The organism is Aquicoccus sp., assembly GCF_041686535.1.
GTDB lineage: Bacteria > Pseudomonadota > Alphaproteobacteria > Rhodobacterales > Rhodobacteraceae > Aquicoccus.
In genome coordinates this window covers 21,209-47,927 of record NZ_JAWLDS010000005.1, presented here as the reverse complement: position 1 = coordinate 47,927, position 26,719 = coordinate 21,209, and the positions used below count along the sequence as shown (strand labels likewise).

Sequence of the window (26,719 nt, the reverse complement as noted above, 5' to 3'; positions counted from 1 at the left end):
CAAATGATGAAACGAAACGCGGGAAACGCAAGAAAATTCGGGAGGTGATGTGAACATGCGCACACGAGCTGCTGTGGCCCTTGAGGCCGGAAAACCCCTTGAGATCATGGAAGTGAACCTTGAAGGTCCGAAAGCGGGCGAGGTTCTGGTTGAGATCAAGGCCACCGGCATTTGCCACACCGACGAATTCACCCGTTCGGGCGCTGACCCGGAGGGGCTGTTTCCGTCGATCCTCGGCCATGAGGGCGCAGGCGTGGTGATGGAGGTGGGCGAAGGGGTTACGACGCTCAAGCCAGGGGATCATGTGATCCCGCTCTACACGCCCGAATGCCGCGAATGCTATTCTTGCCGCTCGGGCAAGACCAACCTTTGTACTGCGATTCGCGGCACGCAAGGGCAGGGATTGATGCCAGACGGAACCACACGGTTCTCGATGCTCGATGGCACGCCGATCTATCACTACATGGGCTGCTCGACCTTTTCCAACCACACGGTTCTGCCCGAGATCGCGCTGGCCAAGGTGCGAGAGGACGCACCGTTCGACACGATCTGCTATATTGGTTGCGGCGTGACTACCGGCATTGGCGCGGTGATCAATACAGCAGAGGTCGAAATCGGGTCCACGGCGGCGGTGTTCGGGCTGGGCGGAATCGGCCTCAATGTGATCCAGGGTTTGCGCATGGCCGGGGCCGACATGATCATCGGGGTGGACCTAAATGATGCCAAGGAAGAGATGGCGCGCAAGTTCGGGATGACACATTTCATCAATCCCGATAAGGTCGATAACACGGTGCAGGAAATCGTCAAACTGACCCAGCGTGGCGACGACGCAATTGGTGGCGTGGATTATTCGTTTGACGCCACGGGCAATGTACAGGTGATGCGTGATGCGCTGGAGTGCAGCCATCGGGGCTGGGGCGTGTCGGTCATAATCGGCGTCGCGCCGGCGGGTGCCGAGATCTCGACGCGACCCTTCCAATTGGTGACGGGACGCGTCTGGAAGGGTACGGCATTCGGTGGAGCGAAGGGACGCAGCGATGTTCCCAGATTCGTGGATTGGTACATGAACGGGAAGATCGAGATCGATCCGATGATCACACACAAGCTGACACTGGACCAGATCAACAAGGGCTTCGATCTGATGCACGAAGGCAAATCCATCCGGGCAGTGGTGGAGTTCTGAAGTCTATTTCAAGGGCGCGACGCGCACCCTTCATGGCAACGGGCCGGATCGGGAAGCCGCTTCCGGTAGCGATATCGAGGTTAGCGCGCTTCCTGCTCAAGGTTCAGCTTCATGTCGAGCGATACCTGTTGCAGGACGACCGCTTCCTTGTGCAGGTTTGGTCTCGTTCACCGTCGTGAACCCGTCCTCGAGGGCTTGTCGAAACTCGTCATGAGCATCGCTAAACGGTGAGCCAGGGCTATTACATCCGTGTAGACGTCTCCCTGAGATACATGATCGCGGCGCCGGTCACGGCTCGGCGTGATGCCCTTCAGGTCGGACAGGGCCGCGGTCATATGTCTATTGCGGGCGCGCATTTCCTTCGGGCTCTTCGGTATTATCTTTTCCGGTTGCCTGTGGTGTCTCGGTTCCAGAGGCTTGCACCCATGCGCCAAGGCGGCATAAACCGCGCCCATGGCAAAGCTTCATTTCAATTATTCGACCATGAACGCGGGCAAATCGACGGTGCTCTTGCAGGCGGCGCATAACTACCGCGAAAGGGGCATGGAACCTTATTTGCTGACCGCACGGCTCGATACGCGCGCAGGGGTGGGACGGATCGCGAGTCGCATCGGAATCGGGGCCCAGGCCGATATGTTCGATGCGCAGGACGATCTGTTCGGATCGGTCGGCACGCGTTTGGCCAAGGGGCCGATCGCCTGTGTTTTCGTGGACGAGGCGCAATTTCTGACCCATGATCAGGTCTGGCAACTGGCGCGCGTGGTCGACGATCTCGGCGTGCCGGTGATGTGCTACGGGTTGCGGGTCGATTTTCGTGGCGCGCTGTTTCCTGGCTCGGCCGCGCTTCTGGCGCTTGCGGACGAGATGCGCGAGGTGCGGACCATCTGCCATTGCGGCAGTAAGGCGACGATGGTGGTGCGCCGAGATGCAAACGGTCGCCCCGTGACGTGTGGCGAACAGGTGCAGATCGGTGGTAACGAAACCTATGAGAGCCTGTGCCGGCAGCATTGGCGCGAGGCGGTGGGCGACCAGGTGGAAAAAATGATGGGAGGTGAGGGATGGAAATCGAAACGATAGGCAGGGCGCTGGCCGAGGCGCGTCGCACGGGGCGAAAGCTGGAGGAATATCCCTGCGTACGGCCCGACATGGGCGAGGCGCTCGCGATTCAAGGTGCGATGACGGCAGCGATGGGGGCGTCGGTGGTGGGCTGGAAGGTTGGGCTGACCTCGCTGCGCGCGCAAGAGCTTTGTGGTGTCGATGCACCGCTGGCTGGGCCCTTGTTCGAGGGGTCGGTCTGGGGCAGCGGGGTCGAGATCGCGCCAGTCGAGGGCGATCTTGGTATCCTTGAGGCGGAGATCGGGCTGAGGATGCAAGCCGATTTGCCGCCGCGCGCAGCGCCCTATGAGCGGGCCGAGGTGCTGGCGGCGGTGGGCGAGGTGCTGCCGGTCATTGAATGGGTCAACAAGCGCCTGCCCGGCGGCATCCGCGATGCGGCCGAATGGCTGGCCGCTGACGGGGTTATCAACCGCGGGGTGATCTGCGGGGCGGGGCATCCGTTCAACCCGGACCGGGACCTTGCGGGCGAGCGCGTCACGGTACGGCGCGACGATGTTGCAGTGACCGAAGGCGTGGGGGCCAACGCCATGGGCGGGCCCGATGCGGTGATCGCATGGCTGGCCAATGACCTCTCTGCGCGCGGCATCGGGCTGCGCCGGGGAGACGTGGTCGCGACAGGGTTGATCTGCGATGTGGTTCACGCCGTGCCGGGAGCGCGGATCGAGGCGGATTTCATGACCCTCGGGCCGGTTGCCGTTGCGGTGGCGGGATAGACGATCTTTCGCCGAATGATAGCGACGTCAGGCGCGCTCGATCAACACCGACCCCACCGAATAGCCCGCGCCGAATGAACAGATCAGCCCCTTGTCGCCCTTCCTCATATCATTTGAATGCTTCGCAAATGCGATGATCGAACCGGCGGATGATGTGTTGGCGTATTCCTGAAGAATGTTGGGTTGTTCCTCGGGCTCGGGCACCCGGCCCAGCACCTTGCGGCCGATAAAATCATTCATCGCCTTGTTGGCCTGATGCAGCCACATTCGCCTGAGATCGCCCGCCTGCCAGCCTGCGTCTTCGAGGTGGTGCGCGATATGGTCCGAGACCATCGGGACCACCTCCTTGAACACCTTGCGCCCGTTCTGCATGAACTGCATGTCGCGCCGGTCCTTCATCCCGTCGGGCCGATTGCGCCGCAGGAAGCCGTTGTTGTTGCGGATGTTGTTGGAAAACTCGGTCGCGCAGCGGGTGGAATGCACGATCCAGTGCTCCCCCTTGGCCTCCTCGGCGCGTTCCAGAACTGTCGCTGTGCAGACATCACCAAAGATGAAATGGCAATCGCGGTCGCGCCATTCGAGATGGCCGCTGGTGATCTCGGGATTGACAACCAACGCCTTGCGCACACTGCCCGCGCGGATCATGTCGGCGGCGGCCTGAATGCCGAAGGTGGCGGAAGAACAGGCCACGTTCATGTCGAAGGCGAAACCGCCCGCGCCAAGCGCCTTTTGAATCTCCACACCGATCGCGGGATAGGCGCGTTCCATGTTCGAGGCGGCACAGATCACGAGGTCAATCTCAATGGCCCGTACTCCCGCCCGCGTCAGCGCCTTTTCGCAGGCGTCCATCGCAATCTCGGTCATCAGGCCCGGCTCTTCGTCGCTGCGTTGACGGAAATGGGGATACATGCGGTCGGGATCCAGAATGCCCTCTTTTTCGAGCACATAACGCTGTTCGATCCCACTGGCCTTGAGGATGAACCCGGTCGAGGACATTTCCTTCGCTTCGACCTCCCCGGTGGCGATGGCATCGGCATGGGCGGCGTTCCACTTCTCGGCATAGGCGTTGAAGCTGGCGACCAGCTCTTCATTGGTGATGACATGTTCGGGTGTGAAAACACCCGTGCCGGTGATGGCTGGCTGATACATGAGACCTCTTTCTTTGATCGCGCTACAGGGCGCCCCGGTGTGTCGGGGATATCAAGGACGGAACCACCGCCCTCAAAGCTTGTTGGGTGGTTCGCGGCCTTCGAGATGGGCACGCAGGTTCTCGACGGCCATCATCCCCATTGCCTCACGCACATCGAGTGCGGCGGTCCCGAGATGCGGCAAGAGCACCGCGTTGTCCAGTTGTCGCAAGCGTTCGGGCACGTGCGGCTCATGCTCGTAAACGTCGAGTCCCGCACCGCCGATCCGGCTCTCCTCCAGCGCGGCGATCAGGGCGTTTTCATCCACAACGTCACCGCGCGAGATATTGATGAAATGCGCATGCGGCTGCATCGACGCGAGAAAACCCGCACCGATCAGGTGATGCGTCTCGCGTCCGCCCGGCACCGCCACCACCACGATGTCGGCGTGTCGCGCCAGTTCGTGTTGCGCCATCTGCTCGGCGGGGAATTCCATCCGTTTCTCGGACCGGTTGGTATAGATCACCTTCATCCCGAACCCATAATGACAGCGCCGCGCAATGGCCTGTCCGATCCGGCCCATGCCGACGATGCCTACGGTCTTGCCGGTCACATGCATGCCCAGAAGCTGCATCGGGTTCCAGCCCGTCCACCGACCTGCACGCAACATCCGTTCGCCTTCACCCGCGCGGCGCGCGCTCATCAGGATGAGCGTCATCGCGATATCGGCGGTGGCGTCGGTGACAGCACCTGGCGTATTCGTCACGGTCACTCCGCGCAGCCGTGCGGATTCCACGTCGATATGGTTATATCCTACGCCGAAATTGGCCAGGATGGTTGCACGAGGGGGGCTAACGGCAGCGAAGATCTTCTCCGAAAAGGCATCGCCCAGCGTCGTCAACACCGCGTCATAGTCAGTAAGCGCCGTGCGCAACTCGTCCGGTGATAGCGGGTCGTTTTCATCGCGCACCGTCACGTCGAAAAGCCCCTTTGCGGCTTCGATGGTCCGATCGGGGTGGCGCCGGGTAATGAGCAGGCGTTTCAATGCATCCGTCCTCCGTTCGGTACGGGCAGGTCCGGTGATAATAGCACGATTCCACCTTTCGTGCCCGACAGCCCCAGAACAAGGCATTCGGACATGAATTTTCCGATCTGTCGAGGCGGGAAATTCACTACGGCAAGCACTTGTTTTCCGAGCAAAGATTCGGGTGTGTAATGCGCGGTGATCTGGGCCGAGGATTTGCGCTCGCCGAGTTCGGGGCCGAAATCGACCCAGAGCTTGATTGCCGGCTTGCGCGCCTCTGGATAGGGTTCGGCGCGGGTGACGGTGCCTACGCGGATATCGACCTTGAGAAAATCGTCGAACGTGATCTCAGCCATTTGCAAGCTCCCGTGATCGGTTGACGGCGGCGGCGACGGTCCTTTCGATCAGCGGCGGAAGTCCGGTCGCCTCGTCCATCAATATGTCGAGCCCGGCTTGGGTCGTGCCATTGGGCGACGTGACATTGACGCGCAATTGCTCGGGGCTTTCGCCCGAGTTCATCGCCAGCGCCCCCGCACCCGCCACCGTAGTCCGAGCAAGTTCCAGCGCAAGATCGGATGAGAGCCCCTGCGCTTCGCCGGCCTGGGCCAGGCACTCGATCATGTGAAACACATAGGCCGGGCCGGACCCGGAAACGCCGGTGACCGCGTCCATTTGCGATTCGGCGTCGAGCCTGACCACCTGTCCGACCGCGGACAAAAGGGTTTCGGCCGCGTCCAGATGGTCGGCGCTGGCATGTGCATTGCCGATGATCGCGGTGATACCTCGGCCTATGGCAGCGGGCGTGTTGGGCATGGCGCGGATAATCGGGGACTCGGCCCCCAGCACCCGCTCGTAGGTGGCGATCGACGTGCCCGCCGCGACCGACAGGAACAGCGTTTCGCCATTCCCCATTGGAAGCAGCACCGGAAGCGCCTCTGCCATCATTTGCGGCTTGACCGCGATCAGCACGATGGCAGGCTCGACGGGAAGGTCCGTGTTGAGGTGAACCCCTGTGCCGCTCAGCCAATCCGAGGGTGCAGGGTCACGCACATAGACCGATCCGGCCGGCAACCCACCGGCCAGCCAGCCCATCAACATGGCCGAGCCCATCTTGCCGCAGCCCAGCAAGACCAGCCCGCGCGCCGCGATGTCATCCATAGTCATGTGATCCCCCTTGGTGATTGCGGGGGACAGTGTTACGCGCGCCCGTAAGCCTCGGCAATGGCGACTTGCAGCGCATCCTTGGGGGTGCGGTCGGCCCAGACGACCAGTTGAAACGCCGGGTAATAGCGTTCGGCGCTTACCACCGCGGCGCGGATCATCGTGTCGATCTGTTCCGCCGATGCGATCTGACCGCCCGCCAAGACGAGGCCGTAACGATAGACCATCAGTTTCTGGTCTTCCCACCATGTGAACGCGCCCGCCCAGCATTGATCGTTGACCGCGTTCAGCGCAGCCATCAGCGCGTCGTGCTTGCCCTCGGGCGGTTCCATCTCGAAGGTGCAGACCATGCGCAGCGTTTCATCATAAGCCGACCAGGCCAGCGTGATGGAATAGGTCCGCCACTGGCCTTCGACGGCCATGGCGATCTGGTCATCTGCGATACGGTCGAAATCCCAATCGTGATGCGCGGCAAGGGTTTCGACGATGTCGATCGGGTGAAGCTCGTCTTCCAGATACTGCTCGCTCAGGGCCATGACGCCACCTCTTTGCTGTTTTGGCGCTGGGGCTTGGCAGCGCCCCAAGCGCTAGGTGCCTGCTCTACAAGGTGGGGTCGCTTCCCTACCTTATACGAAATATGGTGAGGGCTGAACTCTCGCCTGTAAAGCAATTTGTTGCGGACAACCTCAATAACTTGTGGATTTTCGCGATTGGGACACAAATCTCTGTCATGCCCGCAACCGATATCCCGCGTGAATGTGATAGCGATTTGTCTCGGGGCGGAACGCGACGCTTTGCGCATTCAGCAGTTGCGGCTATGATTAGCGCCCAGCGTTTTGTCTGGCGGTCGTAGACAGGACCTTTGGCAGGTCCTTGACTGGGTTATGGTGACAGAGTGTCGGAGCCCATGCAGGTTCGGGCATTCTGACGCCACGTAATGGGCTGGAGGACCAACAAAACCTTGAGTCGAAGGGCACAGCTTTCCTTTAATGAGACCTGCCTCAGGGCTCGATGAGAATGCCGCTCTCGGTCAAAGAAAAGTGGAGGAGAACGATCCGCGCAACTATGAACCGGCCCTGCCCGTTTCGATGAGCTTCCGGTCGTTGCGCATGAGATATACGGGCCTGTCGAGGTTGCATAACTGCCAAAAATGCATTCGGCCAGTCGTCGGATGAACCAAAGAGAACCGAACTATGGGAGGAGACCCAAAATGAAATCGCTCAAGAAATTCGCGCTCGGCATGGCCGTCGCTGGCCTTTCGGCCACGGCTGCCGCTGCCGAGAATGTCAAGATCGCGTTCATCGACCCGCTTTCGGGTGCGTTTGCAGCGACGGGTACGAACGGCTTGCATCAATTCCGATTTGCCGCGGATAAACTGGTGAATGAAAACGGTGGCGTTCTCGATGGCCAGATGTTCGAGATGGTCGCCTTCGACAACAAGACCAGCCCCAAGGAATCTCTGACGCAGCTTCAAGTCGCGATCGACCAAGGGATTCGCTATGTTGTGCAGGGCAATGGCTCGGGCGTGGCGCATGCGCTGACCGACGCGATCAACAAGCACAACGACCGCAACCCCGATGACCGGCTGTTGTTCCTCAACTATTCGGCGGTTGATCCGGCGCTGACCAACGAGAAATGCAACTTCTGGCATTTCCGTTTCGACGCCCATGCCGACATCAAGATGGACGTGCTCACGGATACCATTGCCGAGAATGAGGATATCGAGAAGGTCTATATCATCGGACAGGACTATTCCTTTGGCAAGGCCGTGGCCTCGGCTGCGGTGCGCATGCTGGCTGAAAAGCGGCCCGATATCGAGATCGTCGGCAACGAGTTGCACCCGATCGGTAGCGTGCAGGACTTCACCCCCTACGCTCGCAAGATCGTTTCGAGCGGCGCCGATGCGATGATTACCGGCAACTGGGGGTCCGACATGCTCGGCATCGGCAAAGCTGCGATCGAGAACGGGTTCAGTGGCCCGATCTATACATATTACGGTGCGGCTGATGGGATCACTGCAGCCTTTGGAGAAACCGGTGTGGGATCTCTCAAACTCGTGGCCGAAGGTGGTAACAATCCCCCGTCAAAGCCCGAAGCGCAGGAGTATATCAGGGCCTTCAAGGACAAGTATCCCGACGGCAACATCAGCCAGGCGCGCATCACGAACGTGATCCAGATGCTGGCAATGGCGATTGATGAGGCTGGCACCGCGACCGACGTTGTCAAGGTGGGCGAGGCGCTTGAAGGCATGGAGTTCACCGACAGCCTGTGGAGCGACAACCCCCTCGTCATGCGTGCCGACGATCACCAACTGATCCAGGAGGTGCACATCTTAGGGCATGTTCCGGTCGAGGCGCCGTTCGATTTCGACAATTCGGGCTATGGCATGCAATATGAGAACTCGATCGTGGCCGCCGGTGAAGACCTGCCGATGTCCTGCGAGATGGATCGTCCGTAACACGGCGCTGTCTGGTCCGGGCCGCGTCGCTGTGCGCGGCCCGGGCATCATCCAAAACTCCGGGTAACTGACCCAGGCAGGGAGGTCGACGCATGTCGCTCTTTATCGTCAACATCCTGGACGGTTTCGTCACAGGGCTGTTGCTTTTCATGCTGTGCAGCGGGCTGACGCTGATCTTTTCGATGATGGGTGTGCTGAACTTCGCCCATGCGAGCTTTTACATGCTGGGCGCCTATTTTGCCTATCAGATCAGCATGTTCACCGGCTTTTGGGTGGGGTTGATCGTGGCGCCGATCATTGTGGGTGTGATGGGGGCGCTGATCGAGCGATACGGGCTCAGGCGGGTCCACCAGTACGGCCATGTGCCCGAACTGATCTTCACATTCGGGCTTGCTCTTCTGATCGAGGAATTCGTGCAGTTCTTCTGGGGGCGCCAGCAGGTGCCGTATGATCCGCCAGCGGCGCTGGATTTCACGGCCTTTGCCATCGCGGGTAACACCTTTCCGGCCTACAAGGTTTTCATGATCTTCATGGCGATCGGCCTGTTCCTTGTCCTGCTTTACATCCTGACCAAAACCCGGATCGGCATGACGATCCAGGCGGCGCTGTCCTATCCCGAAACTGTGCAGAATCTCGGTCACAACGTGCCAATGGTATTCATGGGCGTGTTCGGCGTCGGTACCGCGATGGCGGGGCTGGCGGGCGTGATCGCCGGGCCGGTGATGGGCACCTTTCCGGGCATGGCCTTCACGTTGGGGGCCATTGTCTTCGTGTGTATCGTCGTCGGCGGGCTCGGCAGTCTCTGGGGCGCGCTGGTCGCGTCGCTCCTGATCGGGTGGATCCAGACATTCGCGGCAAGCTACAACCTGCGGATGGAAGACCTGCTGATCTGGTTGGGGTTCGAAAAGCCGATGCTCATTTGGGAAAGCCCGTGGCAGGATCTCTGGACCCTGACGTTGCCGCAGGTTGGACCGATCCTGCCATATCTCTTGATGGTCATCGTCCTTGTGCTGCGTCCACAGGGCCTATTTGGGAAACGTGAGACATGAGCACCCCATCCACCAATCCCCTCACCGCCGGCACAAGCAGGCTCATCCCGCTCAACCACGCGCTGCCATGGATCATCGCCGCGGTGGTCTTGTTGCTGCTTCCGGTGATCTTTGATTCACGCGGGGCACTGACGATCATGAACCAGATGGCGATCACCATCGTCTTTGCACTGGCCTACAACATGCTTCTGGGCCAGGGCGGGATGCTGAGCTTCGGTCATGCCGTCTACATGGGCCTGGGTGGCTTCTTCTCGATGCATGTCCTGAACTGGATGAGCGATGATCCATGGCTGCCCCTGCCGGTTCTGCCGATCTTCGGCGGTTTCTTCGGGTTGCTTTTTGCCTTTCTGATCGGGTGGTTCTCCACCCGGCGGGCCGGCACGACCTTCGCGATGATCTCGCTAGGTGTTGGGCAACTGGTCGCGTCGATGTCGATCATCATCGTGACGTTCTTTGGCGGCGAAGAGGGGATCAGCGGCGATCGCACCGGCATGCTGCCATTCTTCGGTTGGGATTTCGGCCAGCAACAAGAGGTCTATTACCTGACATCCGTGTGGCTCTTGATCGCGGCGCTGGGGATGTACCTGTATTCGCGGACTCCGATGGGCCGGCTGGCGAACGCGGTGCGCGACAACGAGGAACGCGCCGAGTTTCTGGGCTATTCCCAACGCAATGTGCGCTGGATCAGTTTTTGCGCGTCGGGGTTTTTTGCTGGCATCGCGGGTGCGCTGTTCGCGATAAATTTCGAGATCCTGACCGAGGAAAACCTCAACCTGGCCACGTCGGGGCAGATTCTTCTGGTGACCTTCCTGGGCGGGGTGGGGTTCTTTATCGGGCCTATCATCGGTGCCATCGTCTTCACGTTGCTGCAAACCGTACTGAGCCTGCATAGCGAGATATGGGCGCTTTATGTGGGCATCCTGTTCGTCGCGACAGTGATGTTCTTTCCCTTCGGACTGACCGGGCTTCTGGCACTTCACGTGCTGCCATGGAAACTGGGCAAGATCGGGTACCTCGTCAAACCCTATGCAAAGATGGCCGTTCCGGGGCTGGTCTTCGTGCTGTCTTCGGCGGCAGTGCTGGAGATCCTGTTTCATGTCCGCCATGCCGGGCGTGGAGATAACGAGATGACGATCTACTGGTGGCTCACCTTCGACAGTCATTCGCCGCTGCCGATGATTATCGGCCTCGTTCTGGCCGGTGTCAGCGCCTACGCATTGGTAAAACTCGCTCCCGGCCTGAAGGCAGCCTGGGACGAGGCAACGCAAATGGGGGAGGCAGGAAAATGACGGCAGCCGCGATCGAATTGAGGAACCTCAACAAAAGCTTTGGCCTGGCCAAGATCATCCAGGACGTGAATCTCGAAATCAAGAAAGGAGAGCGTCACGCGATCATCGGCCCCAACGGTGCCGGCAAATCGACGCTTTTCAATCTCATCACCGGAAAGTATGCTCCGACAACCGGACAGGTGCTTTTGCATGGCCAAGACGTGAGTGGAAAAAAGCCCTTTGAAATCAATCGTATGGGGCTTTCTCGCAGCTTTCAGATCACCAACATCTTTCACAGGATGACGGTGTTCGAGAATGTCCGCTGTGGCCTGTTGTGGTCGATGGGCTACAAGTACAGTTTCTGGACCATGGTGAACGGGCAAAAGGAATTGACCCGCCGGACCGACGAAATCCTCGAACAGATCAACCTTACCAAGCGCCGCGACATGCTGGCCGGTGCGTTGGCCTATGCCGAGCAGCGCGCACTCGAGATCGGGATCACCATCGCGGGCGGGGCCGACATCATCATGCTCGATGAACCCTGTGCCGGGATGAGCATTTCGGAAACAGAACTGATCGTTGACCTGATCCGCAAGGTGACCGAGAGCAAGACCCTCGTGGTCGTTGAACATGACATGGGCGTGATCTTCGACCTTGCCGACCGGATCAGCGTGCTGGTCTATGGCGAGATCATCGAGACCGACACGCCAGAGCGCGTGCGCGCCTCGAAGGCCGTGCAGGAAGCCTATCTCGGAACCACGCTGGAGGAGGCGTCATGAGCGCGATGCTGGAAGTCACTGATCTGCACGCCTATTACGGCAAGAGCCATATCCTCCAGGGCGTCGATTTCAAGGTCCAGGAAGGTGAGATCGTGGCCCTTCTGGGCCGCAACGGCGTTGGTCGTTCGACCACCTGCAAGGCAGTCATGGGTGAGGTTCCGCCGCGCGGCTCGGTCAAGTTTCGCGGGCAGGAGCTCGCCGGCAAGCCATCCTACGAGATCGCCAAGGCAGGCATCGGCTATGTGCCTGAGAACCGCGACATCTTTCCAGGGCTGACCACCAAGCAGAACATGATCCTCGGGCTCAAGCCCGGACAGAAGGACGGGCAAGGGCGCTGGTCGATGGACATGATGTTCGATGCCTTTCCCAACCTGCGCCAGCGCGCAGATGTCGATGCCGCGGTGCTTTCGGGGGGGGAAAAGCAGATGCTCACCGTTTGCCGGTCGTTGATGGGCGATCCGGATTTCGTGATGATCGACGAACCGACCGAGGGGCTCGCCCCCAAGATCGTCGAACAGGTGGGTGACATGCTCGAAATGATCGCCAGACGGGGCGTGTCAATCCTTCTGGTCGAGCAGAAACTGACCATCGCGCTACGCATTGCGACCCGCGTGTATGTGATGGGTCACGGACGCATGGTGTTCGAGGGCACCCCCGAAGAGCTCAAGTCGAACGAGGCGATCCGCAAGGAATGGCTGGAAGTATGACAGACTCAACGCCGGGGTTCGATCCCGACCGCCTTGCCCGGATCGACGACTGGATGGCACGCAACCGTGAAAGCGGGCGCTATACCGGCTCGTCCTTGCTCATCTACCGAGACGGGCAAGAGGCATATTTCGGCTGTGATGGGCAGCGGTCGGTCGAGCGGGGGCTACCATATGCGCGTGACACCATCGCGCGCATCTACTCGATGACCAAACCGGTGGTCTCGGCGGTGCTGACGATGCTGATGGAACGCGGGCTGGTCCGGCTCGAAGACCGTCTTTCGGACTATATTCCCGCCTTTACCGACTGCCAGGCCCTGTTGCCGGGTGCCACCGACGAAGCGCAGGTCGAAAAGGTGCCGTCGCCCACGTTGGCGCAATGCCTGACCCATACATCGGGTCTCACCTACGGGTTCAACCCCGGCCTGGCGGCGCGGATATATGAACGCGAAAAGGTCGATTTCGGCCCGCGAATGGGCGTTCTGGCCGACATGTGCGATCATGCGGCGGCGCAGCCGCTGGCCTTCCGGCCTGGCACGAAATGGGAGTATTCCATCGGAATAGACGTGATTGGCCGGGTGATCGAGATCTTGACCGGCAAATCGCTCGATCGGGTGCTGCGCGAGATGGTGTTCGATCCACTGGGCATGGTGGATACCGGGTTCTCGGTGCCAGCCGAGAAACAGGCGCGGTTTGCCGATTGCTATACAAAGACGCCCGACGATCCGCTGGCCTCGCTCGATCCGGCCACAAAAAGCGCCTTTGCCGAAGAGCGGGTGACCATGTTCTCGGGCGGGGGCGGGCTGGTTTCGACACTCGACGATTACATGCGCTTCGGCGAGATGCTGCGGCGTGGTGGTGAACTTGACGGGGTGCGGCTCCTGGGGCCGCGAACGGTCGCATTCATGCGGCGAAATTTCCTGTCCGGCGATATCGCCTCGATGGGGGCGGAGAGTTTCATGGAAATGCCCATGGCCGGGATGGGATTCGGCATCGGCGGCGGGGTGCTGCTCGATCCGGCGTTGGCGCGCATGCCAGGCTCGGTGGGCGATTTCGGATGGGGTGGCATGGCCTCGACCTATTTCTGGACTGATCCGGTCGAGCAATTGAGCGTGGTTTACTTCACCCAGCTGGTGCCGTCCTCGTCCTATCCCAGCCGGGTTGAACTCAAGGCGCTGGTGCAGGCGGCTTTGACCGGCTGAGCCGGGAAGCGCAAAGCGATTTGCCGCGCACGTTGGGCTTTCGCCCCTGCGGCAAAGCGGCTAGCTTTGCGCCATGTTTCCGATCCGCGATCACAATCCGTCAAGCAGCGTGCCCTATGTTACATATGCGCTCATCGCGGTGAATATCGCGGTTTTCCTGTCCTATGTCGGGTTATTCACCAATCCGCGTGCGCTCAACATGTTCTTTTATGAGTGGGCGATCCTGCCCGCCAGGTTGATGGAGGGGGGCGGTTTCGAGACGCTTGTCACCTCGATGTTCCTGCATGGCGGTTTCATGCATATCATCGGTAACATGCTGTTTTTATGGATTTTTGGCGACAATCTCGAAGACCTGATGGGGCATGGCAGGTTTCTGCTCTTTTACCTCGCCTGCGGTGTCGGGGCGGGGTTGGTGCACGTGGCGATGGCGCCCGAGTCCACGGTGCCGACGGTCGGGGCGTCGGGGGCGATCGCCGGGGTGATGGGCGGATACCTCTTGCTTTTCCCCAAGGCGCGGATTGATATCCTCTTCATATTCATCATCTTTTTCCGCATCTTCACGATTCCCGCATGGGTCATGCTGGCGGTCTGGTTCGGGATGCAGTTCTTCGGTGGGCTGGGTGCTGATCCCCAAGCGGGGGGCGTGGCATACTGGGCCCATGCGGGTGGCTTCGTGATCGGGGGCATCCTGACCATTCCAGTGTTTTTATCCAATGGTGGCAAGGACTTCTGGGAGCAGCATCGGGGGCATCCGCCGCATCCCGAGGCGAAATACGCCCGCTCGAACGTGCCCCGGGCCGGGCGGAGGAAGCGGAAATGAATATGCGCCTTACATGCCATTGCGGGGCGGTCGAATTGTCCATCGATCCGCCCGAGGGGCTGGCCACGGCGCGGCGCTGCGATTGCTCATTCTGCGCCCGTCGCGGCGCGGCCGCGATCTCGGTGCCCGAGGATCGCCTGACGATCGTCGAAGGCGCCGAAAATCTCACGCTATATCAATGGAATACCCGGACCGCGGAGCATTATTTCTGTCGCATCTGCGGCATCTATACCCACCACCGGCGGCGTTCGAACCCGCGCGAGTTCGGTGTGAACCTGGGCGCGATCGAAGGGGTGAACCCGCGTGACCTTGATCCGATTCCGTGGGTGGACGGGGTCAACCACCCCTCGGACCGCAAGGGCTGAGCCCCGCAACGCGCGGTGCGGTTAACGCGATTTTCCGGCAAGGAACCGGGGGGTGATATGCGTATGACTCCCGGCTGCCATCCGGCTGCCGGGGCAACGGCGCCGCGCGGGGGCGAAATCCGGTTAACGCATCGTGCGCTTGCCCGCTTCAGGCGCCGCGGATCAGCTTGGCAAAGGGGTCGAACATCGCCTCGTTGGCACAGATCACCGTGCCGTCTTCGAGGATCTCGCCCGCGGGGGCGACCGATTGGATGAAACCGCCCGCCTCTTGCACGATCAGGAGGCCCGCAGCGAGATCCCAGGCATTGAGCCCGCGTTCCCAGAACCCGTCATAGCGCCCCGCCGCGACATAGGCCAGATCGAGCGCCGCCGACCCCCAGCGCCGCACCCCGGCACAGGCCGGCAGAAGCCGCGCGAGATCCTGCAGCGTGTCGGGCAGATCGGCCCGCCCGCCAAAGGGTAGCCCGGTGGCAAAGATGCACTCGATCATCTTGCGACGTCCCGAGACGCGCAGGCGCTTGTAATCGTCCAGCCAGGCACCCTGGCCCTTCTCGGCAAAGAACATCTCGTTCTTGACCGGATCGAAGATCACGCCCGCGACCACCTTGCCCTTGTGTTCGAGCGCGACCGAGACCGCCCAATGGGGCAGCCCGTGCAGGAAATTCGTGGTTCCGTCGAGCGGATCGACGATCCAGCGCCGGGTGGGGTCTTCGCCATCCTCGCCGCCGCCCTCTTCGGCCAACCAGCCATAGGTGGGGCGGGCGTTGCGCAACTCTTCCTTGAGGATCTCCTCGGCGCGCAGATCAGCGCGGCTGACGAAATCGCCGGGGCCCTTCACCGACACCTGTAGCTGTTCGACCTCGCCGAAATCCTTGAGCAGGCTGCGTCCCGCCTTGCGCGCGGCCTTGATCATGATGTTGAGGTTTGCACTGCCCTGCATGCTTCGGCTCCTTTGGTTCAGGGGCGGCGTATACGCGCGGCGGTTGGCCTTGCCAAGGGGCAAGCGTGGCGCACAGGCCCTGTTCGCGGGCAAACAGTGCAACTGCGGCATAGGGGGCATAGGTCAGTCCGGACCAGTCATTCAATAAAGGAGGTCCACGACATGAGCAGCCCGAAAATCCTGATCGCATTCTATTCGACCTATGGCACCAATCACCAGGTGGCCGAAGAGGCGGCCCGCGCCGCCGAAGCCGCCGGTGCCGAGGTGCGCCTGCGCCGCTTTGCCGAAACTGCCCCGCGCGAGGTGGTCGAGGGGCAGGACGCCTGGAAGGCGCAGCTTGAAAAGGTGTCCGACATCCCCGAGATTTCCCATGACGACATGACATGGGCGGATGGCCATTTCTGGTCGGCCCCCACGCGTTATGGTGCGGCGCCAAGCCAGGTGCGCGCCTTTGTCGACACGCTGGGTGGCCTCTGGATGGAGGGCAAGCTGGCCAACAAGACCTTCACCGCCACCACGAGTGCCCAGAACACCCATGGCGGGCAGGAGGCAACGCTTCTTGGCCTTTACACATCGGTGCTGCATTGGGGGGCGCTGATCGTTGCGCCGGGCTATACCGATCCGATCCTGTTCGAGAGCGGCGGCAACCCCTATGGTTTCTCGGTCAACGCGGGCGGGCTTGATGACACGGGCCGCAAGGCAATCGCCCACCAGGCCAAGCGTCTTGTCGAGATGACGGCGAAACTGGCCGGGTAAGGCGGCTGAATGGACCTCGCCCGGGACGCCAAGCGTCCCGGGCATGCGCCCGCCCGCCCCATGGCGGGCGCATTCGCGCCCACCCGGGCAGGCGCATGCCCTCTGTTGGGCCATTCGGCCAAGTTTCGCTTGGCCCCTCGTTCGGCCTGGAGCCTGCCTTACCCGCGTTGCATCCGCACCGGGATCTCGCGCCCGAGTTTCAGGAAATGCGCCATGTAGGGCAGGTCGGCCTCGTCCGAGCGGATCGCGGCATAGAGCCGCTTGGTGAGGCCCTTCTCGGTGATCGGGCGCGTGATGTAGTCGGTCGAGGTGCGGATCTCGCGCAGCACCCAGTCGGGCAGCACCGACACCCCGCGCCCCGAGGCCACCAGCATCAGGATCACCGCCGTCAATTCGACCTGCCGCACGCCGCGCGGCTCGACCCGGGCCGGGGTGAGCAATTCGGAAAACACGTCGAGCCGTCCGCGTTCCACCGGGTAGGTGATCAGCATCTCGTCGCGGAAATCCGTGGCCTCGACAAAGGGTTTCGCGGCCAGCGGATGATTTGCGGCGGCGACGAAAACCGGCTCGTAATCGAAGAGCGGGCGGAACTCGACGCCTTCGATCGCCTCGGGGTCGGACGAGATCACCACGTCCACATCCTCGCGCCTGAGCGCCGGCAGCGCGTCGAATGCGAGGCCGGGGCGGATATCGACATCGACCTCGCCCCAGGTCTTGCGGAACGCTTCGAGCACCGGGAACAGCCATTCGAAACAGGCATGGCATTCGATGGCGATATGCAGCCGCCCGGCGCTGCCGATGCGCAACCCCTCGAACTCGGACTGCAGCGCCTCGATCTCGGGCAGCACCTTTTCCGCGGCGCGCAGCAGGCGCTGACCGGCGGCCGAGAGACGCAAGGGTTTCGACCGGCGCACGAAAAGGGCGACCCCGGCCTGGTCCTCGATCCCCTTGATCTGGTGCGAGAGCGCCGATTGGGTGATGTTGAGCAGGTCGGCGGCGCGGGCGAGGCCCCCGGCCTGGTGGATGGCGCGAATGGTGCGCAGGTGGCGAAACTCGATATGCATGGGCGACCCCGTCTGCTGTTGCGGGGGATGTGCCATGATGGGGGCGGAATGTGAAGGCCCCTCATGTTCATCGTGAAATTAATGAATTTGCTTCACGTCGCGCGGGGCATCAAAACAGACGGAACAAAAGGAAGCGAGTCGCATCATGGCCCCGAAAGTTTCATTCGAATTCTTCCCGCCGCAGAACCTCGAAGGGTCGTTCCGCCTTTGGGACACGATCCATGCGCTGGCGCCGCTCGACCCGCGGTTCGTTTCGGTGACCTATGGCGCGGGCGGCACGACGCGTGATTTGACCCGCGACGCTGTGCGCACGATCAACAAGGCGACCGGCCTCAACGTGGCGGCGCACCTGACCTGCGTGGACGCGACCCGCGAGGAAACGCTGGCCATCGCCGATAGCTATGCCGAGGCGGGGGTAAGCGAGATCGTGGCGCTGCGTGGCGATCCGCCCAAGGGGTCGGGCCGCTTCGTGCCGCACCCGGAGGGCTTTGCCCATTCGGTCGAGTTGATCGAGGCGCTGGCGGCGCGCGGCAAGTTCATCATTCGCGTGGGTGCCTACCCGGATGTGCATCCCGAGGCGAAAAACGCAAAGGCCGATATCGACTGGCTCAAGGCCAAGCTCGACGCCGGGGCGGATGAGGCGATCACGCAGTTCTTCTTCGAATCCGAAGGCTTCCTGCGGTTCCGCGACGAATGCGCCAAGGCCGGGATCGACAAGGCCATTGTGCCGGGTATCGTGCCGATCGAGAACTGGAAGGGCGTGCGCAATTTCGCCTTCCGCTGCGGCGCATCGGTGCCGGCCTGGCTCGACGATGCCTTTGCCAAGGCCATGCGCGACGGGCGCGAGGATCTGCTGGCCACGGCGCTTTGCACGGAGCTGTGTTCAGAGCTGATCGACGAGGGCGTGGATGCCTTGCATTTCTACACGATGAACCGCCCCGAACTCACTCGCGACGTATGTCACGCGCTGGGCGTGGTGCCGCGGGTGCAGCTGGAGAACGTGGCGTAACGCCGGGCCGGGCCGTCTGGACGCTCCTGGCCCGCAGTCATAGCATTTGCCCGTTGAACAGGGGACATGCCATGGCCGAGCCACGCAAATACGCCGAAAGACCCGAAGACCTCGCCACGATGGAGGACATCCTGTCGATGTCGGGGCTGGAGTTCATGCAGGCCATCGCCGACGGGCGCCTGCCCGGCCCGCCGATCGGCCGCACCATGGGGTTCTGGCCCGAACTGGTCGAGGAGGGGCGGGTGATTTTCACGGGCACGCCCGAATTCAAGGTGATGAACCCGATCGGCACGGTGCATGGCGGCTGGTATGGCACGATCCTAGACAGTTGCATGGCCTGCGCGATCCAGACGCGGGTGCCCAAGGGCTCGGCCTATACGACGCTGGAATACAAGATCAACATCATCCGCCCGATCCCCATCGGCACGCCGGTGCGCGCCATCGGCACGGTGCATCACGCGGGCCGCTCGACCGGCATCGCCGATGGCGAGATCCGCGGCGTAGAAGATGACCGGCTCTATGCGACCGGCTCGACCACCTGCATCATCATGAAGCTGGGCTGACAAGAGGCTTTGCGCCGCCTGCGGCGTCGCCCGGGGGCGGGGTCTCGGCTGCGCCTCGACCCCGCCCAGCCGGACCATGCGATGTGCCTCATCCTGCCCGCCGCTCTTGCCTGAACCGTGGGGATTTTGAGTATTTTTTCCAAGAAAGAACGGCAGGGCGCATGCTGGCCCCGGCTCTCTTTCTTGGTGTAAATACTCAACGTCCCGGGCTCTCGACCGGCACGCGCTGACGGGCGGGCCACGGCGGTGTCACGCCGCCCCGCCCAGCAACTCGGCATTGCCGCCCGAGGCGGTGGTGTCCACGCAGACATGGCGTTCGCCCATCACGTGGCCGGTATCGGGCATGCCGGTGATGAGCGGCAGGATCGGCCCGGCGCGTTCGGCCAGCGCGCGGGCACAGGCGCGGGCCATGTCGTCATTGCCCCAGAAGATCACGCCCGAGAACCCGCCGAGCGTCGTCAGCGCCTCGGGCGCAAGCCGCCCCGTGACCATGACCGCCCGTCCGCCCAATCTGCGCACCGCCTCGGCTTGTGCGCTGGCGGCCGCCTCGCCCGGCCCCATGCAGAGGAGCGGCAGGCGGGGCAGGCTGGTCAGCCGGTTCGACTCGCCCGTGGGTCCGGGCAGGGTGAGCGTGCTGCCGCCCGCCGCGCCGGGTGCCGCATCGAGCGCCTTTCGCACCGTTTGCGCATCGGTCTCCTGCGCCCATGTGCCACCGGTCCCCGTGGCCGGGCGTGCGCCGAACCGGGCGAGGTAATGCGGTCCGCCCGCCTTGGGGCCGGTGCCGGAAAGCCCCTCGCCGCCGAAGGGCTGGCTTCCCACGATGGCGCCGATCTGGTTGCGGTTGACATAGATGTTGCCCGCGTGGATTGCCTCGGAGACATGCTGCACCCGGTCGTCGATCCGGGTTTGCAGCCCGAAGGTGAGGCCATACCCGGTGGCGTTGATGTCTCCGATCACCTGGTCGAGATCGCCCGCGCGGAACGTGGCGAGATGCAGCACGGGCCCGAAGATTTCGCGCTCCATGTCCTTGATCCCGCCCACCCGGATCAGCGTGGGGGCGATGAAATGGCCCGCGTTGGGGGTGCGCAACTCGTGCAGCAGCCGCCCGTCGGCGCGGGCGGCGTCGATATGCGCGGCGATACCGGCGCGGGCCTCTTCGTCGATCACCGGGCCGCAATCGGTGGAAAGGTGCCACGGATCGCCCATGGCAAGCTGATCCATCGCGCCCTTGAGCATCTCGGTAAAGCCTTCGGCGATGTCCTCCTGCACGTAGAGACAGCGCAGGGCCGAGCAGCGTTGGCCTGCCGACTGGAAGGCGCTTTCCACGATGGCCTGCACCGCCTGTTCGGGCAGGGCAGTGGAATCGACGATCATCGCGTTGAGGCCCCCGGTCTCGGCGATGAGCGGTGCGCCGGGCGCAAGGTGCCGGGCCATGGCGCGGCGGATGATCCGCGCTGTGTCGGTCGAGCCGGTGAAGGCCACGCCTCCCACCCGCGCATCCGAGGTGAGCCGAGCGCCCACCTCGCCCGCACCGGGCAGGAATTGCAGCGCGCCGCGCGGTACGCCCGCCTCGTGCAGGAGTTCGACCGCGCGATGCGCGATGAGCGGGGTCTGCTCGGCCGGTTTGGCCAGCACCGCGTTGCCCGCCGCCAGCGCCGCCGCGATCTGGCCGGTGAAGATGGCGAGCGGAAAGTTCCACGGGGATATGCAGGTGAAAATGCCCACTGGCGCGCCCTCGGGGGCGTTGGCGGCGTAGTAGCGCAGGAAATCCACCGCCTCGCGCAGTTCGGCCACCGCGTCGGGCAGGGATTTGCCGGCCTCGCGGGCGACGATGGCGAAGATCTCGCCGAAATGCGCCTCGTAAAGGTCGGCGGCGCGATTGAGCACCTTTGCCCGCTCGGGCGCGGGCGCGGCCCAAGGCGTGGCCGCCGCAAGCGCGGTTTCCGCGTCCGCCGCGCTGGCCCATGCCACCGTGCCGGGGTGGTCGGCGGGATCGGCGGGGTTTATCACCGGCCCGGGGGCTTCGGGTGCGGCCTCGCCCGCGAGGATCGGCGCGGCGGCCCATTCATGACGGCGGAACGGGTCGCGCGCCGCGTCGATCATGGCCAGCGTCGGGGCGTGGGTCAGGTCGAACCCCTTTGAGTTGGTGCGCTCGGGCGCGAAAAGCTCGGGGCCGGTGGCGATGGCGGGCGCGGGATCGGACAGGGCCTCGAACGGGTCGCGGGCGACCTCTTCGGGGGGCACGTCCTCGTCCACGATCTGGTTGACGAAGGAGGAGTTCGCCCCGTTTTCAAGCAAACGCCGCACCAGGTAGGCCAGCAGGTCGCGATGCGCCCCGACCGGTGCGTAGATCCGGCAATTGCTGCCTTCCTGGTCCATCACGATCTCGTGCAGGGCCTCGCCCATGCCATGCAGGCGCTGGAATTCGAAGGCGGTCTTGGCCACGCCCATATCGGCGGCCATGTCGAGGACGGCGGCGACCGTATGCGCGTTATGGGTGGCGAATTGCGGATAGATGCGCGCGCTCATGCCCAGAAGTTTGCGCGCATTGGCAAGGTAGCTCACATCGGTCGCGGGCTTGCGGGTGAATACCGGGAAACCCCCGACCCCCTCGACCTGCGCGCGCTTGATCTCGGTGTCCCAATAGGCGCCCTTCACGAGGCGGATCATCAGCTTGCGGTCATGTTTCTCGGCCAGGTCGTGCAGGAAATCGAGCACCTCGCCCGTGCGTTGGCCGTAAGCCTGCACCACCACGCCGAACCCGTCCCACCCGGCCAGCGCGGGTTCGGAGAGCACGGTCTCGATCACGTCGAGCGAGAGGGTCAGGCGGTCGGCCTCCTCGGCGTCGATATTGAGGCCCATCCCGGCGGATTTCGCCAGAAGGGCGAGCGAACGCAGGCGCGGCACCAGCTCGTCCATGACGCGGGCATGTTGCGCCACCTCGTAACGTGAGAACAGCGCCGAGAGCTTGACCGAGATGCCGGGGTTCTGCCGGGTGTCGCGGCTCTTGCAGGCGGCGGCGATGGCGGTGATGGCGCGGCTGTAGGAGAGGTAGTAGCGCCGTGCGTCCTCTTCGGTGCGCGCCGCTTCGCCCAGCATGTCATAGGAATAGGTATAGCCCTTCTTCTCCATGCCCGCCGCACGCTCCATCGCCGCGCCGATATCCTCGCCCAGCACGAACTGGCGGCCCATTTCCTTCATCGCGCGGCCCACGGCGGTGCGGATCACCGGCTCGCCCAGACGCTTGACCGCGCCGCGCAGGCTGCCGATCAGGCCGGGGCGCGGGTCGTCGAGCACCTTGCCGGTGAGCATCAAGGCCCAGGTCGAGGCGTTGACCAGCGGCGAGGTGGAATGGCCCATGTGCCGCGCCCAGTCGGAAGGTGCGATCTTGTCCTCGATCAGCGCGTCGATCGTGTCAGCGTCCGGCACCCGCAAAAGCGCCTCGGCCAGGCACATCAGCGCGATGCCCTCGTCGGTCGAAAGGCCGTATTCAGCCAGGAAAACCTCCATCAGCCCGGGATTTGAGCGGCCGCGAATGTCGCGCACCAGTTCGGCCGCGCGCGCGGTGATCCGCGCACGCGCGGTGTCGTCGAGCGCGGCGGTTTCGACCAGGCGCGACAGCGTGTCGGCCTCGTCGGCATAGGTGGCGGTGTCAATGACGGCGATATGGTCGGGCAGGGGCATGGTGCACTCCGGATGTTTGGGCTATGATATCACTGATCTTGCGGGCAGTTGTCCTGAACGGTGTGAGTATGAAAGGCAAATAAACTGAAATGAGGGAAGAAAACGGGCCAGATGGCTTTGACGAACTTGACCGGCACGACCGCCGTATCCTCTCGATTCTGGCCAGCGAGGGCAGGATCAGTATTGCCGATCTCGCCCGTCGGATCGGGTTGTCGAAATCGCCCACCCAGGCGCGGGTCAGGCGGCTGGAAGAGACTGGCGTGATCACCGGCTATCGCGCGATGTTCGATCCCATTCGCATGGGGCTCGACCACGTCGCCTTTGTCGAGGTGCGCCTCAGCGACACGCGCGAGGCCGCGCTGCGCGCCTTCAATGCCGCCGTTGCCGGGATAGCCCAGATCGAGCAGGCCCACATGATGGCGGCAAATTTCGACTACCTCTTGAAAGTGCGCACCCGCGACATGCGCGATTACCGCCGCGTTCTGGCCGAGGAGATCACCGCGCTGCCGCATGTGGCCAGCACCTCGACCTTTGTCGCGATGGAGGCGGTCAAGGAGAACGCGCTGTCGGATGCGCTCTGACCTTTACTGCGTCGGACAGGCTGGGCAACCGCGGCATCGCGTGGCGCCTGCGCATCTGACTTGGGCGTGAACGCGTGCACCGCGCCTCCATGAATTCAACCCGCGCGCTTTACACCACGGGCAGGGTGGCTAAAGTGCCGTTTCCGAATGCGGGCGTGATGGAATGGTAGACATATCGGACTTAAAATCCGAAGGGGGAAACCCCGTGTGGGTTCGAGTCCCACCGCCCGCACCATTCTTGAATCCGTATCCTTCAAGTCCCCCAGGGCAAGGAAGGGCAAGGCGGTTTCTCCAGTTCGAACATTTCGTCGAATGATCGTGCAGGAATGGTCGTTCGCCCGTTCCGGAAAGCATCGTCCCGATGGACCCGAGGTCAACAATGCACTAACAATCAAACCGGGCCACCCGTGGGGGCACGCCCGCGCGTTCAAACGGAAAGGCAAACATGGATCAGTCGCTCATCGAACAACCCGCCCGCGCCGCAATCCTGGACGCTGTAGAAGCGCACTTCGACGAACAGATTCGCTTCCTCGCGGATTTCGTGCGTATTCCGAGCACCCGTTTCGAGGAGGGGCCGGCACAGGATTTCATCGCCGAAGCCCTGCGAACGCGCGGCTACTCGGTCGACGATTGGCGCATTGATCTCGAAGACCTGGAGCATCTGCCCGGCTTCGGGCCCATCGAGGGCGATTTCTCGCGCGCGCGCACCGTGGTCGGCTCGCACCGGCCCTCCGAAGTTCGGGGCCGATCCCTGATTCTGCAGGGCCATCTCGATGTTGTGCCTGCGGGGCCGGCGGAAATGTGGACCACCCCGCCCTTCGCGCCCGCGATCCGCGACGGCTGGATGTATGGCCGTGGCGCCGGCGACATGAAGGCCGGCACGGTTGCCGCGCTCTTCGCGCTTGACGCGCTCCGCCATGCGGGGTTCGAGCCCGCCGCGACAGTGCATTTCCAGTCGGTGATCGAGGAGGAGTCGACCGGTCTCGGAGCGCTCTCGACGCTCCAGCGTGGCTATCGTGCCGATTTTGCGCTGCTGCCGGAACCGTCCGACTTTACCATCAACCGTGCGCAGGTCGGTGCGATGTGGTTCAAGCTGCGGGTGCGCGGCCGCCCGGTTCATGTTGCGACGGCGGGAACGGGTTCCAACGCAATCCTCGCCGCCTATGACATGATCAACGCCCTGAAAGGCCTGGAGGCGAACTGGAACGAGCGCGCCGCCAAGGATCCTGTCTACAAGGACATAGACCATCCGCTGAACTTCAACGCAGGCAAGATCACCGGCGGCGACTGGGCCTCCAGCGTCCCGGCCTGGTGTGACGTGGACTGCAGGATCGGCGTGTTGCCGGGGCAGGATCTGGCAGAGGCGCGGGCGGAGGTGGAAGCCTGTGTCGCGCAAGCGGCACACGCGCATCCCTTCCTCTCCAACAATCCGCCGGAAGTGGTCTGGAATGGGTTCCAGGCCGAAGGCTACGTGCTGGAAAACGCGGACGAACAGGAAAGTACCTTTGCCGCCGCCTATGCCGACGTCTTCGGGGCCGGAGAACACCCTGCGGAGCGCAAGATGACAGCATTGACCGATACGCGCTTTTACGGCCTCTATTACGGCATTCCTGCCTTCTGTTTTGGCCCGAAAGCAGAGAACATCCACGGCTTCGACGAACGGGTCGAGCTCGATTCGATCAAACGCTGCACTGAAGTATTCGCGCTCTTCATCGCGCGCTGGTGCGGCTTGAACCGGATCCAACGGTGAGCGCGCATGACTTTGCTCCACGTCGCCATTGGCGATTTCCTGCCCAAGATCAAGACGTTCGGTCGATCCAAGGCAATCTGAGAGGGTTCCCGACAATGTGGCGAAACGGCCCTGGCCGAGTGCGCGGAAACGCCTGATCGCTGGCTCATGGTCGTCCGGCTGGCGACGCCCCGGACAATCGGTCCGGGGCGCGCCTTGCCCGCATCACTCGTTGCGGGCCGCTTCCGCACCCTGGACGACGTTGCTTTTCAGCGTCGTCATGCGGCCGTGATAGGGATAGACGAGATCGGCAAAGTCCACCTGGGATTGATAGACCTTTGCAAAGAACTCGTCACCGTCGATATACTCCTTGATGACCTCGTTCTGGGCCTCGATGAAGCGCGTGTAGTACTCTTCCGGAACGTCCAGGACGTTGATCCCCGCTTCTTCGTACTCCTTCACGGCGACCGAGTTCTCGTGCAGGTTCGCGGCGTTGGTCATGGTCGCATTGGCCTTGACCGCGACACGGATGATCGCCTGAAGATCGTCGGGAAGTTCGTCGAACCAGGACTTGTTGACCAGCAACTCGCCGATATCGGTCTGCTGGTGAAGGCCCTGCAGGTAGTAATACTCCCAGATCTTGTCGAGGCCGAGATTGCGGTCGTCCGCGGGCCCGATCCATTCGGCGGCGTCGATCGTGCCGCGTTGTGCGGCGGGCACGATCTCGCCCCCCGGCAGGGCCACGGCGGGCACGCCCATGGCGGCATAGGTCTCGCCCGCGATGCCCGGCGGGCTGCGGTACTTGATCGACTGGAACTCGTCCAGGTTCTCGAACGGGCGCGAGAACCAGCCCAGCGGGTCCGGACCCATGGGTTGCATCAGGAAGGGCTCGACATCATAGCCCATCCGGTCCTGCATCAGCTCACGATAGAGGTCCTGTCCCTCGCCCGAGTAATACCAGGACATCAGCGTCTCCTGGTCCATCCCGGTGCTTGCGGGCACGTTCGAGAAGAGCACGAAGGACGAACTCATGCCGGACCAGTAATGCGGCCAGGCATAGCCCGCCGTCACCACCCCGTCGCTGACCGCGTCGAGGATCTCGAAGGCCGAGACCTCGGCCCCGTCGGGCAGCACGTTGACCGTGATGCGGCCGCCGGACATCTCCTCGACATCGCTGGCAAACTGTTCGGTCAGCTTGAAATAGAGGCTCGCGTTGGGCACGGCGGTCTGGATGTCCATGCGGTAGTCCTGCGCCAGCGCAGGCATGGCACCTGCTGCGACCAGTGCGGCCGCGCAGATCGTGCCCTTGAACGGGCCGGTCAATGCAATATTCATAGTCTCTCCTCCTTGGTTGCAGGTCTTGGGTTGCGCCGGGGTTGGCTCCCCGTTTCTGATTGCAGGCCGCGCACCGGGCGCGGCACCGG

At 62.8% G+C, this 26,719-nt stretch carries 25 protein-coding genes and 1 tRNA gene; 17 read left to right on the top strand and 9 right to left on the bottom strand.

Annotation, left to right across the window (positions count from 1 at the left end; all coding sequences use genetic code 11):
• Nucleotides 1-55: 55 nt before the first annotated feature.
• The 3 genes from ACESL9_RS02380 to ACESL9_RS02370 all read left to right on the top strand — a co-directional run bounded on the left by ACESL9_RS02380 (nucleotide 56) and on the right by ACESL9_RS02370 (nucleotide 3,012).
• The gene (locus ACESL9_RS02380) at nucleotides 56-1,183 is read left to right on the top strand and encodes an S-(hydroxymethyl)glutathione dehydrogenase/class III alcohol dehydrogenase (RefSeq protein WP_372674464.1); all 1,128 of its coding nucleotides are present in this window, start codon (nucleotides 56-58) and stop codon (nucleotides 1,181-1,183) included.
• Nucleotides 1,184-1,636: 453 nt separating this feature from the next.
• Complete coding sequence (locus ACESL9_RS02375) at nucleotides 1,637-2,260, top strand: thymidine kinase (protein ID WP_372674462.1); 624 nt, start codon at nucleotides 1,637-1,639, stop codon at nucleotides 2,258-2,260.
• Nucleotides 2,242-3,012: a 2-keto-4-pentenoate hydratase gene (locus ACESL9_RS02370; RefSeq protein WP_372674461.1), complete on the top strand. Its 771-nt coding sequence runs from the start codon at nucleotides 2,242-2,244 to the stop codon at nucleotides 3,010-3,012. Before ACESL9_RS02375 ends, ACESL9_RS02370 begins: the two co-directional genes overlap by 19 nt.
• A gap of 27 nt (nucleotides 3,013-3,039) precedes the next feature.
• Here ACESL9_RS02370 and ACESL9_RS02365 read toward each other — a convergent pair whose 3' ends face one another.
• The 5 genes from ACESL9_RS02365 to ACESL9_RS02345 form a co-directional block, all read right to left on the bottom strand.
• Nucleotides 3,040-4,161, bottom strand: a complete 1,122-nt coding sequence (locus ACESL9_RS02365) for a beta-ketoacyl-ACP synthase III (protein ID WP_372674460.1) — start codon at nucleotides 4,159-4,161, stop codon at nucleotides 3,040-3,042.
• 72 nt (nucleotides 4,162-4,233) lie between these two features.
• A complete protein-coding gene (locus ACESL9_RS02360; protein WP_372613834.1) occupies nucleotides 4,234-5,184 on the bottom strand; it encodes a 2-hydroxyacid dehydrogenase in 951 nt (316 codons plus the stop codon).
• On the bottom strand, nucleotides 5,181-5,519 hold the full coding sequence (locus ACESL9_RS02355; protein ID WP_372674458.1) for a tRNA-binding protein: 339 nt from the start codon (nucleotides 5,517-5,519) through the stop codon (nucleotides 5,181-5,183). The genes ACESL9_RS02360 and ACESL9_RS02355 overlap by 4 nt, the downstream gene beginning before the upstream one ends.
• A complete protein-coding gene (proC, locus tag ACESL9_RS02350; protein WP_372613830.1) occupies nucleotides 5,512-6,327 on the bottom strand; it encodes a pyrroline-5-carboxylate reductase in 816 nt (271 codons plus the stop codon). Before proC ends, ACESL9_RS02355 begins: the two co-directional genes overlap by 8 nt.
• 32 nt (nucleotides 6,328-6,359) lie before the next feature.
• The gene (locus tag ACESL9_RS02345) at nucleotides 6,360-6,860 is read right to left on the bottom strand and encodes a YbjN domain-containing protein (protein WP_372613828.1); all 501 of its coding nucleotides are present in this window, start codon (nucleotides 6,858-6,860) and stop codon (nucleotides 6,360-6,362) included.
• Between the two features lie 674 nt (nucleotides 6,861-7,534).
• Between ACESL9_RS02345 and ACESL9_RS02340 the strand changes: the two genes are divergently transcribed.
• The 8 genes from ACESL9_RS02340 to ACESL9_RS02305 all read left to right on the top strand — a co-directional run bounded on the left by ACESL9_RS02340 (nucleotide 7,535) and on the right by ACESL9_RS02305 (nucleotide 14,969).
• Nucleotides 7,535-8,782, top strand: a complete 1,248-nt coding sequence (locus ACESL9_RS02340) for a branched-chain amino acid ABC transporter substrate-binding protein (RefSeq protein WP_372674457.1) — start codon at nucleotides 7,535-7,537, stop codon at nucleotides 8,780-8,782.
• A gap of 92 nt (nucleotides 8,783-8,874) precedes the next feature.
• A complete protein-coding gene (locus tag ACESL9_RS02335; protein ID WP_372613824.1) occupies nucleotides 8,875-9,831 on the top strand; it encodes a branched-chain amino acid ABC transporter permease in 957 nt (318 codons plus the stop codon).
• A complete protein-coding gene (locus ACESL9_RS02330; protein ID WP_372613822.1) occupies nucleotides 9,828-11,120 on the top strand; it encodes a branched-chain amino acid ABC transporter permease in 1,293 nt (430 codons plus the stop codon). Before ACESL9_RS02335 ends, ACESL9_RS02330 begins: the two co-directional genes overlap by 4 nt.
• Complete coding sequence (locus tag ACESL9_RS02325; protein ID WP_372613820.1) at nucleotides 11,117-11,878, top strand: ABC transporter ATP-binding protein; 762 nt, start codon at nucleotides 11,117-11,119, stop codon at nucleotides 11,876-11,878. Before ACESL9_RS02330 ends, ACESL9_RS02325 begins: the two co-directional genes overlap by 4 nt.
• Complete coding sequence (locus tag ACESL9_RS02320) at nucleotides 11,875-12,585, top strand: ABC transporter ATP-binding protein (protein ID WP_372613818.1); 711 nt, start codon at nucleotides 11,875-11,877, stop codon at nucleotides 12,583-12,585. The genes ACESL9_RS02325 and ACESL9_RS02320 overlap by 4 nt, the downstream gene beginning before the upstream one ends.
• The gene (locus ACESL9_RS02315) at nucleotides 12,582-13,784 is read left to right on the top strand and encodes a serine hydrolase domain-containing protein (RefSeq protein ID WP_372613816.1); all 1,203 of its coding nucleotides are present in this window, start codon (nucleotides 12,582-12,584) and stop codon (nucleotides 13,782-13,784) included. The genes ACESL9_RS02320 and ACESL9_RS02315 overlap by 4 nt, the downstream gene beginning before the upstream one ends.
• Nucleotides 13,785-13,857: 73 nt before the next feature.
• On the top strand, nucleotides 13,858-14,604 hold the full coding sequence (locus ACESL9_RS02310) for a rhomboid family intramembrane serine protease (RefSeq protein ID WP_372613814.1): 747 nt from the start codon (nucleotides 13,858-13,860) through the stop codon (nucleotides 14,602-14,604).
• A gap of 2 nt (nucleotides 14,605-14,606) precedes the next feature.
• Nucleotides 14,607-14,969, top strand: coding sequence for a GFA family protein (locus ACESL9_RS02305; protein WP_372613864.1), 363 nt, complete (start codon nucleotides 14,607-14,609; stop codon nucleotides 14,967-14,969).
• A 148-nt stretch (nucleotides 14,970-15,117) separates the two neighbouring features.
• On the opposite strand, the gene ACESL9_RS02300 is transcribed toward ACESL9_RS02305, so the two are convergent.
• Nucleotides 15,118-15,909, bottom strand: coding sequence for an inositol monophosphatase family protein (locus ACESL9_RS02300; protein ID WP_372674456.1), 792 nt, complete (start codon nucleotides 15,907-15,909; stop codon nucleotides 15,118-15,120).
• Between the two features lie 162 nt (nucleotides 15,910-16,071).
• Here ACESL9_RS02300 and ACESL9_RS02295 point away from each other — a divergent pair, with 162 nt between their 5' ends.
• Entirely contained in the window at nucleotides 16,072-16,665 is a 594-nt protein-coding gene (locus ACESL9_RS02295) for an NAD(P)H-dependent oxidoreductase (protein ID WP_372613810.1), read from the top strand.
• 158 nt (nucleotides 16,666-16,823) lie between these two features.
• On the opposite strand, the gene ACESL9_RS02290 is transcribed toward ACESL9_RS02295, so the two are convergent.
• On the bottom strand, nucleotides 16,824-17,729 hold the full coding sequence (locus tag ACESL9_RS02290; protein ID WP_372613862.1) for a LysR family transcriptional regulator: 906 nt from the start codon (nucleotides 17,727-17,729) through the stop codon (nucleotides 16,824-16,826).
• A gap of 145 nt (nucleotides 17,730-17,874) precedes the next feature.
• Here ACESL9_RS02290 and metF point away from each other — a divergent pair, with 145 nt between their 5' ends.
• Together metF and ACESL9_RS02280 are read left to right on the top strand one after the other, a co-directional pair.
• Nucleotides 17,875-18,738 (top strand): methylenetetrahydrofolate reductase [NAD(P)H], encoded by an 864-nt coding sequence (gene metF, locus ACESL9_RS02285; protein ID WP_372613808.1) that lies wholly within the window; start codon nucleotides 17,875-17,877, stop codon nucleotides 18,736-18,738.
• Between the two features lie 71 nt (nucleotides 18,739-18,809).
• On the top strand, nucleotides 18,810-19,301 hold the full coding sequence (locus ACESL9_RS02280; RefSeq protein ID WP_372613806.1) for a PaaI family thioesterase: 492 nt from the start codon (nucleotides 18,810-18,812) through the stop codon (nucleotides 19,299-19,301).
• Nucleotides 19,302-19,550: 249 nt separating this feature from the next.
• Here ACESL9_RS02280 and putA read toward each other — a convergent pair whose 3' ends face one another.
• Nucleotides 19,551-22,985 carry a bifunctional proline dehydrogenase/L-glutamate gamma-semialdehyde dehydrogenase PutA gene (gene putA, locus ACESL9_RS02275; protein WP_372674455.1) on the bottom strand — a complete coding sequence of 1,145 codons (3,435 nt, stop codon included), beginning with the start codon at nucleotides 22,983-22,985 and terminating at the stop codon, nucleotides 19,551-19,553.
• Between the two features lie 89 nt (nucleotides 22,986-23,074).
• Here putA and ACESL9_RS02270 point away from each other — a divergent pair, with 89 nt between their 5' ends.
• From ACESL9_RS02270 to ACESL9_RS02260, 3 genes are all read left to right on the top strand, one after another.
• Nucleotides 23,075-23,566 carry an Lrp/AsnC family transcriptional regulator gene (locus tag ACESL9_RS02270; protein ID WP_372613802.1) on the top strand — a complete coding sequence of 164 codons (492 nt, stop codon included), beginning with the start codon at nucleotides 23,075-23,077 and terminating at the stop codon, nucleotides 23,564-23,566.
• Nucleotides 23,567-23,715: 149 nt separating this feature from the next.
• Nucleotides 23,716-23,801 (top strand) — tRNA-Leu (locus ACESL9_RS02265).
• Nucleotides 23,802-24,011: 210 nt separating this feature from the next.
• Nucleotides 24,012-25,316: an ArgE/DapE family deacylase gene (locus tag ACESL9_RS02260; protein WP_372613800.1), complete on the top strand. Its 1,305-nt coding sequence runs from the start codon at nucleotides 24,012-24,014 to the stop codon at nucleotides 25,314-25,316.
• A gap of 204 nt (nucleotides 25,317-25,520) precedes the next feature.
• Here the strand turns inward: ACESL9_RS02260 and ACESL9_RS02255 are convergent, their stop codons facing one another.
• Nucleotides 25,521-26,630: a TRAP transporter substrate-binding protein gene (locus ACESL9_RS02255; RefSeq protein ID WP_372613798.1), complete on the bottom strand. Its 1,110-nt coding sequence runs from the start codon at nucleotides 26,628-26,630 to the stop codon at nucleotides 25,521-25,523.
• Nucleotides 26,631-26,719 lie beyond the last annotated feature (89 nt).

Bases quoted from the DNA above. Each gene is read 5' to 3' on its own strand.
- ACESL9_RS02380 (WP_372674464.1), top strand. From the start codon at position 56: ATGCGCACACGAGCTGCTGTGGCCCTTGAGGCCGGAAAACCCCTTGAG.
- ACESL9_RS02375 (WP_372674462.1), top strand. From the start codon at position 1,637: ATGGCAAAGCTTCATTTCAATTATTCGACCATGAACGCGGGCAAATCG.
- ACESL9_RS02370 (WP_372674461.1), top strand. From the start codon at position 2,242: ATGGAAATCGAAACGATAGGCAGGGCGCTGGCCGAGGCGCGTCGCACG.
- ACESL9_RS02365 (WP_372674460.1), bottom strand. From the start codon at position 4,161: ATGTATCAGCCAGCCATCACCGGCACGGGTGTTTTCACACCCGAACAT.
- ACESL9_RS02355 (WP_372674458.1), bottom strand. From the start codon at position 5,519: ATGGCTGAGATCACGTTCGACGATTTTCTCAAGGTCGATATCCGCGTA.
- proC (WP_372613830.1), bottom strand. From the start codon at position 6,327: ATGACTATGGATGACATCGCGGCGCGCGGGCTGGTCTTGCTGGGCTGC.
- ACESL9_RS02345 (WP_372613828.1), bottom strand. From the start codon at position 6,860: ATGGCCCTGAGCGAGCAGTATCTGGAAGACGAGCTTCACCCGATCGAC.
- ACESL9_RS02340 (WP_372674457.1), top strand. From the start codon at position 7,535: ATGAAATCGCTCAAGAAATTCGCGCTCGGCATGGCCGTCGCTGGCCTT.
- ACESL9_RS02335 (WP_372613824.1), top strand. From the start codon at position 8,875: ATGTCGCTCTTTATCGTCAACATCCTGGACGGTTTCGTCACAGGGCTG.
- ACESL9_RS02330 (WP_372613822.1), top strand. From the start codon at position 9,828: ATGAGCACCCCATCCACCAATCCCCTCACCGCCGGCACAAGCAGGCTC.
- ACESL9_RS02325 (WP_372613820.1), top strand. From the start codon at position 11,117: ATGACGGCAGCCGCGATCGAATTGAGGAACCTCAACAAAAGCTTTGGC.
- ACESL9_RS02320 (WP_372613818.1), top strand. From the start codon at position 11,875: ATGAGCGCGATGCTGGAAGTCACTGATCTGCACGCCTATTACGGCAAG.
- ACESL9_RS02315 (WP_372613816.1), top strand. From the start codon at position 12,582: ATGACAGACTCAACGCCGGGGTTCGATCCCGACCGCCTTGCCCGGATC.
- ACESL9_RS02310 (WP_372613814.1), top strand. From the start codon at position 13,858: ATGTTTCCGATCCGCGATCACAATCCGTCAAGCAGCGTGCCCTATGTT.
- ACESL9_RS02305 (WP_372613864.1), top strand. From the start codon at position 14,607: ATGCGCCTTACATGCCATTGCGGGGCGGTCGAATTGTCCATCGATCCG.
- ACESL9_RS02300 (WP_372674456.1), bottom strand. From the start codon at position 15,909: ATGCAGGGCAGTGCAAACCTCAACATCATGATCAAGGCCGCGCGCAAG.
- ACESL9_RS02295 (WP_372613810.1), top strand. From the start codon at position 16,072: ATGAGCAGCCCGAAAATCCTGATCGCATTCTATTCGACCTATGGCACC.
- ACESL9_RS02290 (WP_372613862.1), bottom strand. From the start codon at position 17,729: ATGCATATCGAGTTTCGCCACCTGCGCACCATTCGCGCCATCCACCAG.
- metF (WP_372613808.1), top strand. From the start codon at position 17,875: ATGGCCCCGAAAGTTTCATTCGAATTCTTCCCGCCGCAGAACCTCGAA.
- ACESL9_RS02280 (WP_372613806.1), top strand. From the start codon at position 18,810: ATGGCCGAGCCACGCAAATACGCCGAAAGACCCGAAGACCTCGCCACG.
- putA (WP_372674455.1), bottom strand. From the start codon at position 22,985: ATGCCCCTGCCCGACCATATCGCCGTCATTGACACCGCCACCTATGCC.
- ACESL9_RS02270 (WP_372613802.1), top strand. From the start codon at position 23,075: ATGAGGGAAGAAAACGGGCCAGATGGCTTTGACGAACTTGACCGGCAC.
- ACESL9_RS02260 (WP_372613800.1), top strand. From the start codon at position 24,012: ATGGATCAGTCGCTCATCGAACAACCCGCCCGCGCCGCAATCCTGGAC.
- ACESL9_RS02255 (WP_372613798.1), bottom strand. From the start codon at position 26,630: ATGAATATTGCATTGACCGGCCCGTTCAAGGGCACGATCTGCGCGGCC.